This is a genomic window from Vibrio sp. 2130-1 (genome assembly GCF_033339515.1).
Map to the genome: position 1 here is coordinate 374,272 of NZ_JAWOUT010000006.1, position 13,458 is coordinate 387,729.

A 13,458-nucleotide genomic window follows, 5' to 3' on the forward strand; every position below is an offset into this window, starting at 1 on the left:
TTGCCAAAAGATCTTAAGGGTCGAGGACCCTGGCTACTTTGTTATGCATCATGTTTACAAACTCTTAGTGATGTGAACAGGGTGGCTTTTTCGTTTCCTGAGTATGGGTACGCCCATTGGTGATACTCAGGCAACAAGTAAACTTTGAGAATAATTCCGTATTATGACTGAACAATATAATGCTGGTGCCATTGAAGTACTGAATGGCTTAGAGCCAGTACGTCGCCGACCAGGGATGTATACGGATACAGCGCGCCCAAACCATTTGGGCCAAGAAGTTATCGACAACAGTGTCGATGAAGCGCTAGCCGGACATGCCTCAAAAGTACAAGTCATCCTACATGCTGACCAATCACTCGAAGTGATCGATGATGGTCGAGGCATGCCTGTTGATATCCACCCAGAAGAGAAAGTATCAGGCGTAGAGCTAATTCTATGTAAGCTACATGCGGGTGGTAAGTTCTCTAACAAAAACTACCAATTCTCTGGTGGTTTGCACGGGGTAGGTATATCTGTAGTAAACGCGTTGTCAAAACGCGTTGAAGTAACAGTTCGTCGTGATGGTCAAGTGTATGAAATTGCATTTGAACACGGCGAGAAAGTGTCTGATCTGACCGTAACTGGCACATGTGGTCGTCGCAATCGCGGTACCAGCGTACATTTCTGGCCTGATGCGAAGTACTTCGATTCGGCTAACTTCTCTGTGACGCGCTTAGTCAACAACCTGCGCGCAAAAGCGGTTTTGTGTCCGGGCTTAGAAATCACATTAACCGACAAAGTTAATGACAAAGACTATAAGTGGTACTACGAAGATGGTTTGAAAGACTATCTTGCGGAAGGTGTAAAAGGCTATCCAGTTATTCCTGAAGAACCATTTACTGGTGAGTTCTTGGCGGATACTGAAGCGGCAAACTGGGCGGTAATTTGGCAGCCAGAAGGCGGTGAGATGATCACCGAAAGCTACGTTAACCTGATCCCAACCGCTCAAGGTGGTACGCACGTTAATGGTTTACGCCAAGGCTTGTTGGAAGCGATGCGCGAATTCTGTGAGTTCCGTAATCTATTACCTCGTGGTGTGAAGCTAACGGGTGATGACGTTTTCGACCGCTGTTCTTACGTGCTGTCGGTTAAAATTCAAGATCCACAATTTGCAGGCCAGACCAAGGAACGTCTCTCTTCTCGTCAAACCGCGGCATTTGTCTCTGGCGTTGTAAAAGATGCGTTCAGTCTTTGGTTGAACGAAAAGCCTCAGCTCGCAGAGCAATTGGCAGAAGTCTGTATCGCTAACGCGCACCGTCGTATGCGAGCGGCGAAAAAAGTCGTACGTAAGAAAGTGGCATCCGGCCCGGCATTGCCAGGCAAGTTGACCGACTGTTCTGCACAGGACTTAAGTCGCACGGAAATCTTCTTTGTGGAGGGTGACTCTGCGGGTGGCTCGGCAAAACAGGCACGTGACCGTGAATTCCAAGCCGTGATGCCACTGCGTGGTAAGATCTTGAACACGTGGGAAGTCTCTGCCGATCAAGTTCTTGCGTCTCAAGAAGTACACGATATCTCTGTTGCTTTGGGTATTGACCCAGATAGCGACAACCTCGAGAGTCTTCGTTACGGTAAGATCTGTATCCTTGCCGATGCGGACTCGGATGGTCTTCACATCGCAACGCTGCTTTGTGCTCTATTTACTCGTCACTTCCGCGCACTAGTGGAAGCGGGTCATATCTATGTGGCGATGCCGCCTCTGTATCGAATCGACTGCGGGAAAGAAGTGTTCTACGCCCTCGATGATGATGAAAAAGATGGCATTTTAGAGCGCTTGTCGAAGAAGAAAGCCAAAATCAACGTGCAACGATTCAAAGGTCTGGGTGAGATGAACCCACTTCAGTTGCGTGAAACCACCATGGATCCGAACACGCGTCGCTTAGTGCAGTTAACCATTGACGACTCTACGGCGACCATGGAAATGATGGACATGCTGCTAGGTAAAAAGCGTGCAGATGACCGTCGTTCTTGGCTACAAAACAACGGCGACTTGGCAGAGGTGTAACGGATGTCTACAGAAATTACCTACGATGGCGTCGAACAATTGCCAATGCGCAAGTTCACTGAAGACGCTTATCTGAACTACTCGATGTACGTAATCATGGACCGCGCCTTGCCATACATTGGTGATGGCTTAAAGCCGGTTCAACGACGCATCATTTATGCGATGTCAGAGCTTGGTCTCTCTGCATCAGCAAAATACAAAAAATCTGCACGTACCGTTGGTGACGTGCTAGGTAAATACCATCCGCACGGTGATTCAGCGTGTTACGAAGCGATGGTATTGATGGCTCAGCCATTCTCTTACCGCTATCCATTAGTGGATGGTCAAGGTAACTGGGGTGCGCCAGATGATCCGAAATCATTTGCGGCAATGCGTTATACCGAAGCAAAACTGTCTAAGTTTGCTGAAGTATTGCTTGGCGAACTTGGCCAGGGCACGGTTGAATGGCAACCTAACTTTGATGGCACAATGAAAGAGCCACAAATGTTGCCAGCACGTCTGCCTCACATCCTGCTTAACGGTGTAACCGGCATTGCCGTTGGTATGGCAACAGACATCCCACCGCACAACGTTCGTGAAATCGCAGATGCGACTATTCATTTGATCGACAACCCGAAAGCAGAACTGCCGGACGTGATGCAGTATGTCAAAGGTCCGGATTACCCAACAGAAGCAGAAATCATCTCGCCGCAAGCGGATATCGAGAAGATTTACCGCAACGGTCGTGGCAGCATCAAAATGCGTGCGGTTTGGCACAAAGAAGGTTCTGACATTGTTATCACTTCTTTGCCACACCAAGTATCGGGTGCCAAACTGCTTGAGCAAATCGCTAACCAGATGCGTGCGAAGAAGCTGCCAATGGTTGACGATCTTCGTGACGAATCGGATCACGAGAACCCAACGCGTATCGTTGTGGTGCCTAAGTCAAACCGCGTCGATTGTGATTTGTTGATGAACCACTTGTTCGCATCAACGGATCTTGAGCGCAGTTACCGTGTTAACTTGAACATGATTGGTTTGGATAACCGTCCTCAAGTTAAAGGTCTGGTGCAAATTCTGTCTGAGTGGATCGAGTTTCGTCGTACGACTGTGCGTCGTCGTCTACAACACCGGCTAGACAAAGTAATGGCTCGTCTACACATCTTGGAAGGTTTGTTGGTTGCTTACCTCAACCTAGATGAAGTGATTGAGATCATCCGTACTGAAGACGATCCAAAAGCGGTGCTGATGGAACGCTTTGGTATTACCGATATCCAAGCGGATGCAATTTTAGATACTAAACTTCGTCATCTAGCAAAACTAGAAGAGATGAAGATCCGTGGTGAGCAAGACGAGCTAGAGAAAGAGCGTGAGAAGCTAGAACAGCTACTCGGTTCTGAGCGTCGTCTGAATACACTACTGAAAAAAGAAATCAAAGCAGACGCAGAGAAATACGGTGATGACCGTCGCTCTCCAATGGTTGAGCGTGCAGAAGCAAAAGCGCTGACTGAACGTGACCTCGTACCAAGTGAGCCAATCACGGTTGTGCTTTCTGAGAAAGGTTGGATTCGTCACGCGAAAGGCCATGACGTGGATGCCGAAGGCTTAAACTATAAGTCGGGTGATAAGTATTTAGCGCATGCTCGAGGTAAGAGTAATCAGCCTGCGGTATTCCTAGGTAGTGACGGTCGAAGTTACTCTCTGGAATCGCACTCACTGCCTTCTGCTCGTAGTCAAGGTGAGCCGATTACCGGTCGCTTGAATATTACGGCTGGTAGCAGTATTCGCCAAGTCATCATGAGTGAAGAAGATCAGCTGTGGCTGGTGGGCTCAGATGCAGGTTACGGCTTTGTATGTAAAGGCGCGGACTTGCTGTCTAAAAACCGCAGTGGTAAAGCGCTCGTCACTTTACCTGCCAACTCTGAGATCATGACGCCAAAAGAGATTGAAGATTTAGACTCTGATGAAATCTTAGCAATCACTAACCAAGGTCGCATGCTGCTGTTCCCAATCAAAGACTTGCCACAACTGGCGAAAGGTAAAGGGAATAAGATCATCAACATTCCTGCTGCTAAAGCAAAAGAGCGAGAAGAAGTACTATCTCACTTAATGTCTTTACCAAAAGGTGCATCGTTAACGCTGTACGCGGGTAAGCGAAAGTTGGGTCTTAAACCGTCTGACCTTGATAACTTCCGTGGCGAACGTGGTCGCCGAGGTGGGTTATTACCGAGAGGTTTGCAGCGAGTCACTCGTATTGAAGTTGAGCTAGATGATTCCGATACGACGGAAACACCGAGCGATAGCGAGTAACGCACAAATAAAAATCCCAGCCAATGGCTGGGATTTTTTATGCTTCTTGCTTGTCTTCGGCAATGGTGACTTTCAAGGTCATCTCTTTTCCTTTGCGAATGATACCGACGTCCACGGTGGTGCCAGGACGTAAATCGGTGACGATATCCATAACGCTCTGACGCCCTTGTACTTTATTGCCATCAATACTGATAATGATGTCCTGCTTTTGGAAGCCTGCCGCATTGGCTGGACCATTTGGATCAATACCAAGTACGACAATACCACCTATGTGTTCATTTCCAAGCAGGCGAGCAGTGACCGCATTAATGTCTTGGCCGTCGATTCCAATATAACCACGAATCACGCGGCCATCAGCGATGATTTTCTGCATGATCTTACTCGCTAGCGGCGCAGGGATCGCAAAAGAAATACCGTAAGTTTCTAAGTCTGTCGCTTGCTGAAAAGAGGCGGTGTTAATGCCGACGAGCTCGCCTTGTGTGTTCACTAGGGCTCCACCAGAGTTACCTTCATTGATGGCGGCATCGGTTTGAATGAATGCTTGACGACCATCGCTAATAGATGAACGACCTGTGGCAGAAATAATGCCGAACGTTGTGGTTTGTCCAAGGTTGTATGGGTTACCGATGGCTAGTACTACATCGCCCACTTGTGGTTTGTAGTTAGAGTTCAGAGGGATTACTGGCAAATTCGAACCTTCGACACGCAGCACGGCTATATCAGTACGCTTATCTGTCCCTACGAGCTGAGCCGCTGCGGCTCTGCCGTCTTGTAATGCCACAACAATTTGATCAGCTTGAGCAACCACATGATAGTTAGTAATGATGTAGCCTTTCTCACTAACAATCACACCTGACCCCAGGCCTTGAGTCGAGAGTTTACTGCGGTCACTCTCAACATACTTACGACTGTAGATGTTTACCACTGCAGGTGCTGCTCTTCGGACTGCTTGATTAAACGTCAACTCGACTGATGCGATATTAACAGGTTGAGGATCAAGCGCGGCAGGAATTACGTTGTTGCGCAAAGATGGAACCGCCAGTAATACCACTGCGGCAGTAGCCAAGCCTAAAAAGACAGAACGTAATAAAAAGCTGAGCATATCCTCTCCATGCGTGAGCGCCAAAATGGCATCGAAGATGAAGAATAGCATTACATTGAAAAATAACAAAAGGGCAGCACGTCATCGCGCTGCCCTTTTCATTAGTTATTGAGCGATAAGGAAAAGTGATCGAGCCTTATCACTCAACACTATGCATCGAAAACCTTATTTTCTATCACTTTGAAAGTGGTTAACGAATGACAAGATAAATAGTACGTTCACCACGTTGAATATTAAGAGCCAGTACACCTTTGTGTTTCTCTACGATTGTACGAAGCTCGGCAAGGTTTTTCACTCGTTGACGGTTCACACCGATAATAATGTCACCTTGTTGTAATTGATATTGAGCCGCTGGAGAGTTATCTGCAACGCTCGATACTTTAACACCTTGGATTACATCACTTGGTGTTGTATTGCTTAATTCCGCCCCTTTGAGTCCCTCATGTAATGTCTCCGCTTTAGCTTTCATATTCGTAGATTCGCCAAGCGTTACATCAAAGGTTTTATTCTTACCATCTCGAACCACACCTAATGTGATTTCTTTACCTGCGCCCAATGTTGCCACTTTTGCGCGGAGCTCTGAGAAAGTATTAATCGCTTTGCCGTTCACCGATACAATTACGTCACCGGCTTTTAATCCTGCTTTATCGGCTGCGCTGTCCGGTACGACTTGACCAATAAAGGCACCTTTACTTGACTCGTAACCCAATGCATCAGCTAGCTCAGAGGTTACTTCGCCACCTTGCACACCCAACATGCCGCGTTTGACTTCACCAAACTCTAGAATTTGATCAGTGAGGTTTTTCATCATGTTTGATGGAATCGCAAAACCAATACCTACGTTACCGCCGTTAGGGCCTAAAATTGCAGTATTAATACCGATCAGCTCACCATTAAGGTTGACCAATGCACCACCAGAGTTACCGCTGTTAATTGCGGCATCGGTTTGGATGAAGTTTTCGAAGTTTTCAACGTTTAAGCCGCTACGACCAAGGGCTGAAACAATACCCGAAGTCACAGTTTGACCGAGTCCAAATGGGTTACCAATCGCAACCGTAAAGTCACCGACACGCAGTTTGTCGGAATCCGCGACCTTAATCTGCGTTAAGTTTTTCGCTTTCTCTAATTTAAGTAACGCAACATCGGCCATTTCATCACCGCCAACGAGCGTAGCGTCATATTCGCGCCCGTCAAAGAGGCGAACTCGAATCTCATCTGCTCCCTTGATCACGTGGTAGTTAGTGACAATATGGCCTTTCTTCGCATCAATAATGACACCAGACCCTAAACCTCTGAACGGGCGCTCTCGCCTTTGTTCCATAGGAAAGTCTGGGCCAAAGAAAAATTGAAATTGCTCGGGAATGCGGCTGGTTTGTACTTGTTTACCTTCTACAGCAATACTCACAACAGCTGGGGTCACCTTCTCAAGCATTGGTGCCAAGCTAGGTAACTGTTGGCCATCCACATTCAAAGGTAATGCGGCAGTGGCTTGAACTGGGGCAATAATCGACCCCAAACTCAGAGATAGAACGGTGAGCGCAAGCAGTGGTTTTTTCATCCAATAACTCCTCTTGAAACATGTCTGCCAAAAAGAAATATCCGAACGGTTAGTTCACTTTGTTAATAACTAATATAGGGTCTAGTTCGGACAATCAAAAGGGGAGGCAGTGCACATCCAAGTTAGAGCGAAGGTGAGGTGAAAAAGTTCAAAAAAGGGCCGATACAAATGTATCGGCCCTAGATAGAAGTAAGAGAGGATTATGATGCTTTTGCGGTTACCGCTTCGGGAGCATTAATGATTTCTTTCTCTTGATCCCTCAAAAGACCGGTGGCGCCATTAGCGTAGTCTTTTGGTTGTTCGTTAAACTCTGGTTGATCTTCTGCAATGGTTTCAGATGACATTGCCGTTTTCTTATCAAACGGGTTGTCTTGTTCTGGTAAGTTTGGCAAAAGCTCAGAAGAGGTCTTGGCCATATGTTGGTATAGCTTGGTGTAATCTTTACCTAGGGTGTCCAACATTTCTGCGGTTTGTGCAAAATGATCGACGAGCTCTTGACGTTGTTGCTCTAATTCAAACTTGGCCGCTTCAAGTTCTTTCTGCACAGACTTTTGTTTCTTGTATTCAGGGGTGGTTAGTCTACTAATGACTACGCCTACGATTGTACCGACCAGCAAACCCACAATGGCATAAATCCAAGGCATAACTGCTCCTTATAGTTGTTTTAACAAGTCTTTTACTACTTAGTTACACGCGGTGCTCGTCCATGTTACTATGGCTTGAACAGCCGATAAAGAAAAATAGCAGTATGTCTTCGGGGACTGATAACTACTTCTCTCTATTCTCAAAGTTGACCCCGAGGTAACCCTTTTCTCTATACCTCTATACGACTTACATACGATGACACCACTACAACAATATCAAAAAGACATAGCAGAACACGGGTTTCAGCGTGATGAAGCTCAGTATCAAGCGGTCGTTGCATTAGACAAGCTTTACCATGCTATCGTTGAATTTCAGTCAGCTCCTGTGCCTCAGCTTTCCAAATGGCAAAAGCTAATGGGGAAAAAAATCGACAAGCCTGAACCACCAAAAGGCCTTTACTTTTGGGGTGGAGTAGGTCGCGGTAAAACCTACCTTATGGACGCATTTTTTGATGCTTTACCGACCCAAAGAAAAATGCGCGTCCACTTCCATCGATTTATGTATCGAGTACATGATGAGTTGAAGCTGTTAGGTGATGTGGAAAATCCGCTATCAAAAGTGGCGGATAAATTTAAAGAAGAAGCCGATGTGGTTTGCTTTGATGAATTTTTTGTTTCCGACATTACTGATGCGATGATCCTCGCAACGCTACTTCAAGAAATGTTCAAGCGGCAGATGATCCTAGTCGCGACTTCAAACATCGAGCCGCAGAACTTATATCGTAACGGTTTGCAAAGAGCGCGCTTTTTGCCCGCGATCGATATGATTTTGGCACGTTGTGAAGTGTTGAATGTCGATAGTGGCGTTGATTATCGCTTAAGAACGTTAGAACAGGCTGAAATATACCATTACCCGCTTGATGAGCAGGCTAGCATAAACCTTAACAAATATTATCAGCAGCTGACTGGAGAGCGTCAGTTTGTTGCTCATCAAATCGAAGTTAACCACCGTCAACTAGCGGTGATTGAAGCAAGCGACGGGGTGCTGCATGCGTCGTTTGCTCAGTTGTGTCAAACTGCTCGCAGTCAAAATGACTACATTGAATTGTCTCGTATTTACCACACGGTATTACTGGCAGATGTTCAACAAATGAACCGAAAAATCGATGATGCGGCGAGACGCTTTATCGCGCTGGTCGATGAGTTTTACGAGCGCAATGTTAAGTTGATTATTTCTGCTGAAGTGCCAATGGCCGACTTATATACTGATGGGCAGTTAGAGTTCGAATTTAAGCGCTGTTTGTCTCGGCTTACTGAGATGCAAAGTCATGAGTATCTCGCGCGTGAACATTTGGCCTAGATCCAATGGGTTCTTAAAAAAGTGAAGAAAAAATTAGTGATTTGGCGCAAAAAAAGGTGATTTTTTCTTCGCTCTTCTCTATAATCCTGCGACCCACCGTTACTGCAGACCTGATTATCGAAGTTATTTCGAAATTGAAGGTCGAGAGTACCAACGACTCGAAGGGGTGATGACTGGGCTCTTAGACAGTGTGGGAGCACTATTGGGTGTTCCTTTAAAGTTTAAAATTTAATTAACGGGTTATTGTTAGCATGAAAACTTTCGTTGCTAAACCAGAAACTGTAAAACGCGACTGGTACGTTGTAGACGCTGAAGGTAAAACTCTTGGCCGTCTAGCAAGTGAAATTGCATCTCGCCTACGTGGCAAACATAAAGCTGAATACACTCCTCACGTTGACACTGGTGATTACATCATCGTTATCAACGCTGAGAAAGTTGCTGTAACTGGTAACAAAGCTAAGAACAAAGTGTACTACCGTCACTCTGAATTCCCAGGTGGTCTAAAATCTATCACTTTTGAAAAGTTGATCGATCGTAAACCTGAGATGGCTCTTGAGCTTGCAGTTAAAGGCATGCTTCCACGTGGTCCTCTAGGCCGTGCTATGTACCGTAAGCTAAAAGTTTACGCGGGCGCTGAGCACAACCATGTTGCTCAACAACCACAAGTACTAGACATCTAATTGGGGATTTCGGAAATGGCAGAGAATCAATACTACGGCACTGGCCGTCGCAAAAGCTCAGCTGCACGTGTTTTCATTAAACCAGGCAGCGGTAACATTGTAGTAAACAAGCGTAACCTTGACGAATACTTCGGTCGTCCAACAGCACGTATGGTTGTACAACAACCTCTAGAGCTAGTTGAACTAACTGAAAAGCTAGACCTTTACGTAACAGTTAAAGGCGGCGGTATTTCTGGTCAAGCTGGTGCTATCCGTCACGGTATCACTCGCGCGCTTATGGAATACGATGAGTCTCTACGTCCTGCTCTACGCGCAGCTGGCTACGTTACTCGTGACGCTCGTTGCGTTGAACGTAAGAAAGTTGGTCTACGTAAAGCACGTCGTCGTCCACAGTTCTCTAAGCGTTAATTTCCTCTTATCGGGAATTATGCTTTTCAGAGTTACTCTGGAAACTGTGTACCAAAAGCTCGGCTCTATGCCGGGCTTTTTTGTATTTAAGGACATCATACTTGTCTTCAAGCAACGAACAGCCTTCACTTATCATCACACTCCGAGCAGACCTTCTTATTCGTCCTCTTCGTCGAAAGGTTGCCAGTGCCGTTTTATATGTGTGCCTTATTTAACCGCGACTCACCACGCTTTCTCTTGCGATGCAGCATAGATGTATTCATCAACAAGAATGTCTTTGTATCTTATTCTTCCTGTAACATGTTTTAAAATGACTTACGTTCCTTTTTGAGCATTCTGCGTGCTACAAAATTGAAAATATAAACACAGTAAGCTGAACGCGTAATACGAAATATTTCTCTGTGTAATTAACTGAAAACTACCAAGATAAAAGGTTTTATCCGCTTTCAGCGGGGCTTCTATGTGGTGCTTTCTTGTTACAAATCACATCAATTTTTTATAATTCTGCCGCTTTTGTGACGACGCGAGCGATTTGCCTCACAAATGTTACAAAAAGGTAGCTTTATCTTGTCAAAAAGTAGGGTTTTCTTTATCATTTCCCTCCAATAAATAGAACTAAATTCATTATTTGTTAGCCATGCTCTTATAAGCGGAATAATAACGATCCAAAGGGAGCAAATGGGAGAATGTTTGGATGAGCAACGCGCCTTTAAATAACGGTCGCAGGCGTTTTCTAACCGCTACAACGGCAGTTGTTGGTGGGTTAGGGGCAGTCGCCGTCGCCGTGCCTTTTATCAAATCATGGAATCCGAGTGCTAAAGCCAAAGCGGCGGGCGCACCGGTTGAAGTGGATATAAGTAAAATTGAACCAGGTCAGCTGGTTCGTGTTGAGTGGCAGGGAAAGCCTGTATGGATTGTTCGCCGCACTCAAAGCGTTCTGGATAACTTAAAATCGATCGGTGATAAGCTTCGCGATCCACAATCTGAAATGGAGCAGCAGCCTGAGTACGCTCAGAATGAGTTTCGTTCGATTAAGGAAGAGTTTTTCGTCGCAGTTGGTTTCTGTACCCACTTAGGTTGTTCACCAACCTATCTACCTGACTCTTTCTCAGAGCAGGTGCAGGGCGTAAGATCTGGCTTCTTCTGTCCTTGTCATGGTTCTAAGTTCGACATGGCTGGTCGAGTGTTCCAAGGAGTACCTGCTCCGTTGAACCTTGTCGTTCCTAAGCACATGTATTTGAGCGATACCAAGCTCATTGTGGGTGTTGATGAGGGAGATGCATAATGCAAGCAATGTTAGATTGGGTTGAAAAGCGTATTCCTGCAATGAATGCTTATAAAAAGCATTTGTCTGAATACCCAATGCCTAAGAACTTCAACTTTTGGTACCTTTTCGGTTCTCTGGCGATGCTGGTTCTTGTTAACCAAATCCTAACGGGTATTTGGCTAACGATGAACTATGTTCCTTCAGGTGACGGTGCATTTGCGTCTATCGAATACATTATGCGTGATGTAGAGTACGGTTGGCTTCTGCGTTACATGCATTCCACTGGCGCGTCAGCGTTTTTCGTTGTTGTGTATCTTCACATGTTCCGTGGTTTGATCTACGGTTCATACCAAAAACCTCGTGAACTATTGTGGATCTTCGGTATGTTGATCTTCCTTGTTCTCATGGCTGAAGCGTTCATGGGTTACCTACTTCCATGGGGTCAGATGTCATACTGGGGTGCGCAGGTAATCATTTCCCTGTTTGGCGCTATTCCTGTTATCGGTGATGACCTAACGCTTTGGATTCGTGGTGACTACATCATCTCTGGTGCAACGCTAAACCGTTTCTTCGCACTACACGTTATTGCCTTGCCTATTGTTTTGCTTCTTCTTGTTGTTCTGCACGTATTGGCGCTGCACGAAGTAGGCTCAAACAACCCGGATGGTATCGAAACTAAGCTGCCAAAAGGCTCAATGGGCGACGATTACAAAACGCAATTCAAGTTCCACGATTACTACACGAAGAAATATGACATCATTGATTCGATTCCTTTCCATCCGTACGGCACGGTTAAGGACTTGGTCGGTGTTGCTGGTTTCTTGTTCTTCTTCTGTTACGTGCTGTTCTTTAACCCAGAAATGGGTGGGTACTTCCTTGAGCCGCCTAACTTTGAAGCTGCAAACCCATTGAAGACACCAGAGCATATTGCTCCGGTATGGTACTTCACGCCGTTCTACGCAATCCTACGTGCGGTTCCAGACAAACTATTAGGTGTTATCCTAATGGGTGCGTCAATTGCAGTGCTGTTTGTTTTACCTTGGTTGGATCGTTGTAAAGTTCGTTCATACCGTTACCGTAGCAAACTTCATCTATTGAATATTGTACAGTTCACTATCGCCTTTATCGCTCTGGGTATTTTAGGTGCGTTACCAGCGACACCAACGTACACACTACTATCTCAGATCTTTAGCTTGTGTTACTTCATGTTCTTTGTGTTGCTGTTCTTCTACAGCAAAAATGAAGCAACCAAACCATTACCAGAGAGGGTGACATTCAAATGAAGAAGTGGATTGTAATTCTATTTGCTATGTTGCCATCACTAGCGATGGCAGCTGGGGCCAATGTTCCGCTGGATAAAGCGAATGTTGACCTTACGGATAAAGCTTCGCTACAAAACGGCGCGAAGTTATTCATGAACTACTGTTTTGCTTGTCACTCTACGCAATACCAGCGTTACGAGCGTGTAGCAACAGACTTGGAAATTCCAACAGACTTAATGAAAGAAAACCTGATTTTCAATCCTGAAGCGAAAATCGGTGATCTAATGGTCAATGCTATGCCACCGAAGCAAGCGGCAAACTGGTTTGGTGCTCCACCACCAGATCTTACGTTGGTTGCACGAGTTCGTGGTGCTGATTGGTTATACACTTACTTACGCTCTTTCTATGTTGATCCATCTCGTCCATTCGGCGTGAACAACATCGTCTTCCCGAGTGTTGGTATGCCGCATGTGCTTGAAGAGCTACAGGGCATCCCGACGCCTATTTACGATACGAAAATCGTAGATGGCGAAGAAGTACAAGTTGTTGTTGGTACTGAAACCGATGGCACGGGTGAGCTGAGTGAAGGCGAATATGACAAAGCGGTTGGCGATCTCGTTAACTTCTTAGTTTATTCAGGTGACCCAGTGCAGCTTGAGCGTCACGCTCTAGGCTGGTGGGTAATGGGCTTCTTAGTGCTTCTAACCATCGTTGTCGTGATGCTCAAGAAAGAGTATTGGCGCGATGTGCATTAATTGTGCTAAAATACCGTGCTAATTCCCAATTTTAATTGATGTACAATGGAGGCTTAGCCTCCATTGTTTTTATTTTCAGCCCTAAACCACCTACTTCAGTAGGTGGTTATCATCCGTTTCGGCTTTGCCTGTAAAACTACTCATGCTAA

11 protein-coding genes are annotated in these 13,458 nt (G+C 45.7%); 8 read left to right on the forward strand and 3 right to left on the reverse strand.

The genetic code is table 11. The features are described 5' to 3' along the window. Positions 1 to 163 precede the first annotated feature (163 nt). Positions 164 to 2,044: a DNA topoisomerase IV subunit B gene (gene parE, locus R7Q09_RS12055; RefSeq protein ID WP_005379872.1), complete on the forward strand. Its 1,881-nt coding sequence runs from the start codon at positions 164 to 166 to the stop codon at positions 2,042 to 2,044. Positions 2,045 to 2,047: 3 nt separating this feature from the next. Further along, the gene (gene parC / locus R7Q09_RS12060) at positions 2,048 to 4,333 is read left to right on the forward strand and encodes a DNA topoisomerase IV subunit A (RefSeq protein WP_017633605.1); all 2,286 of its coding nucleotides are present in this window, start codon (positions 2,048 to 2,050) and stop codon (positions 4,331 to 4,333) included. 37 nt (positions 4,334 to 4,370) lie between these two features. On the opposite strand, the gene degS is transcribed toward parC, so the two are convergent. The 3 genes from degS to zapG all read right to left on the reverse strand — a co-directional run bounded on the left by degS (position 4,371) and on the right by zapG (position 7,637). Then, positions 4,371 to 5,435, reverse strand: coding sequence for an outer membrane-stress sensor serine endopeptidase DegS (degS, locus tag R7Q09_RS12065; protein WP_318070470.1), 1,065 nt, complete (start codon positions 5,433 to 5,435; stop codon positions 4,371 to 4,373). Between the two features lie 190 nt (positions 5,436 to 5,625). After that, positions 5,626 to 6,993, reverse strand: a complete 1,368-nt coding sequence (locus R7Q09_RS12070; protein WP_025768400.1) for a Do family serine endopeptidase — start codon at positions 6,991 to 6,993, stop codon at positions 5,626 to 5,628. Positions 6,994 to 7,193: 200 nt separating this feature from the next. Next, positions 7,194 to 7,637 carry a Z-ring associated protein ZapG gene (zapG, locus tag R7Q09_RS12075; RefSeq protein ID WP_213987294.1) on the reverse strand — a complete coding sequence of 148 codons (444 nt, stop codon included), beginning with the start codon at positions 7,635 to 7,637 and terminating at the stop codon, positions 7,194 to 7,196. Positions 7,638 to 7,833: 196 nt separating this feature from the next. On the opposite strand from zapG, the gene zapE reads away from it, so the two are divergent. From zapE to R7Q09_RS12105, 6 genes are all read left to right on the forward strand, one after another. After that, the gene (gene zapE / locus R7Q09_RS12080; RefSeq protein ID WP_005387411.1) at positions 7,834 to 8,937 is read left to right on the forward strand and encodes a cell division protein ZapE; all 1,104 of its coding nucleotides are present in this window, start codon (positions 7,834 to 7,836) and stop codon (positions 8,935 to 8,937) included. Positions 8,938 to 9,188: 251 nt separating this feature from the next. Next, the gene (rplM, locus tag R7Q09_RS12085; RefSeq protein WP_005372872.1) at positions 9,189 to 9,617 is read left to right on the forward strand and encodes a 50S ribosomal protein L13; all 429 of its coding nucleotides are present in this window, start codon (positions 9,189 to 9,191) and stop codon (positions 9,615 to 9,617) included. Between the two features lie 15 nt (positions 9,618 to 9,632). Continuing rightward, positions 9,633 to 10,025, forward strand: coding sequence for a 30S ribosomal protein S9 (gene rpsI / locus R7Q09_RS12090; RefSeq protein ID WP_005372876.1), 393 nt, complete (start codon positions 9,633 to 9,635; stop codon positions 10,023 to 10,025). Between the two features lie 694 nt (positions 10,026 to 10,719). Next, the gene (gene petA, locus R7Q09_RS12095; RefSeq protein WP_005372877.1) at positions 10,720 to 11,310 is read left to right on the forward strand and encodes a ubiquinol-cytochrome c reductase iron-sulfur subunit; all 591 of its coding nucleotides are present in this window, start codon (positions 10,720 to 10,722) and stop codon (positions 11,308 to 11,310) included. Next, positions 11,310 to 12,575, forward strand: a complete 1,266-nt coding sequence (locus R7Q09_RS12100; RefSeq protein ID WP_005372880.1) for a cytochrome b — start codon at positions 11,310 to 11,312, stop codon at positions 12,573 to 12,575. Before petA ends, R7Q09_RS12100 begins: the two co-directional genes overlap by 1 nt. After that, positions 12,572 to 13,309: a cytochrome c1 gene (locus tag R7Q09_RS12105; protein WP_005372881.1), complete on the forward strand. Its 738-nt coding sequence runs from the start codon at positions 12,572 to 12,574 to the stop codon at positions 13,307 to 13,309. Before R7Q09_RS12100 ends, R7Q09_RS12105 begins: the two co-directional genes overlap by 4 nt. The last annotated feature ends 149 nt before the right edge of the window (positions 13,310 to 13,458 follow it).

Excerpts from the sequence above, each read along its gene's own strand:
- degS (WP_318070470.1), bottom strand. The coding sequence starts at position 5,435 with ATGCTCAGCTTTTTATTACGTTCTGTCTTTTTAGGCTTGGCTACTGCC.
- petA (WP_005372877.1), top strand. The coding sequence starts at position 10,720 with ATGAGCAACGCGCCTTTAAATAACGGTCGCAGGCGTTTTCTAACCGCT.
- R7Q09_RS12100 (WP_005372880.1), top strand. The coding sequence starts at position 11,310 with ATGCAAGCAATGTTAGATTGGGTTGAAAAGCGTATTCCTGCAATGAAT.
- parC (WP_017633605.1), top strand. The coding sequence starts at position 2,048 with ATGTCTACAGAAATTACCTACGATGGCGTCGAACAATTGCCAATGCGC.
- R7Q09_RS12070 (WP_025768400.1), bottom strand. The coding sequence starts at position 6,993 with ATGAAAAAACCACTGCTTGCGCTCACCGTTCTATCTCTGAGTTTGGGG.
- zapE (WP_005387411.1), top strand. The coding sequence starts at position 7,834 with ATGACACCACTACAACAATATCAAAAAGACATAGCAGAACACGGGTTT.
- rpsI (WP_005372876.1), top strand. The coding sequence starts at position 9,633 with ATGGCAGAGAATCAATACTACGGCACTGGCCGTCGCAAAAGCTCAGCT.
- R7Q09_RS12105 (WP_005372881.1), top strand. The coding sequence starts at position 12,572 with ATGAAGAAGTGGATTGTAATTCTATTTGCTATGTTGCCATCACTAGCG.
- rplM (WP_005372872.1), top strand. The coding sequence starts at position 9,189 with ATGAAAACTTTCGTTGCTAAACCAGAAACTGTAAAACGCGACTGGTAC.
- parE (WP_005379872.1), top strand. The coding sequence starts at position 164 with ATGACTGAACAATATAATGCTGGTGCCATTGAAGTACTGAATGGCTTA.
- zapG (WP_213987294.1), bottom strand. The coding sequence starts at position 7,637 with ATGCCTTGGATTTATGCCATTGTGGGTTTGCTGGTCGGTACAATCGTA.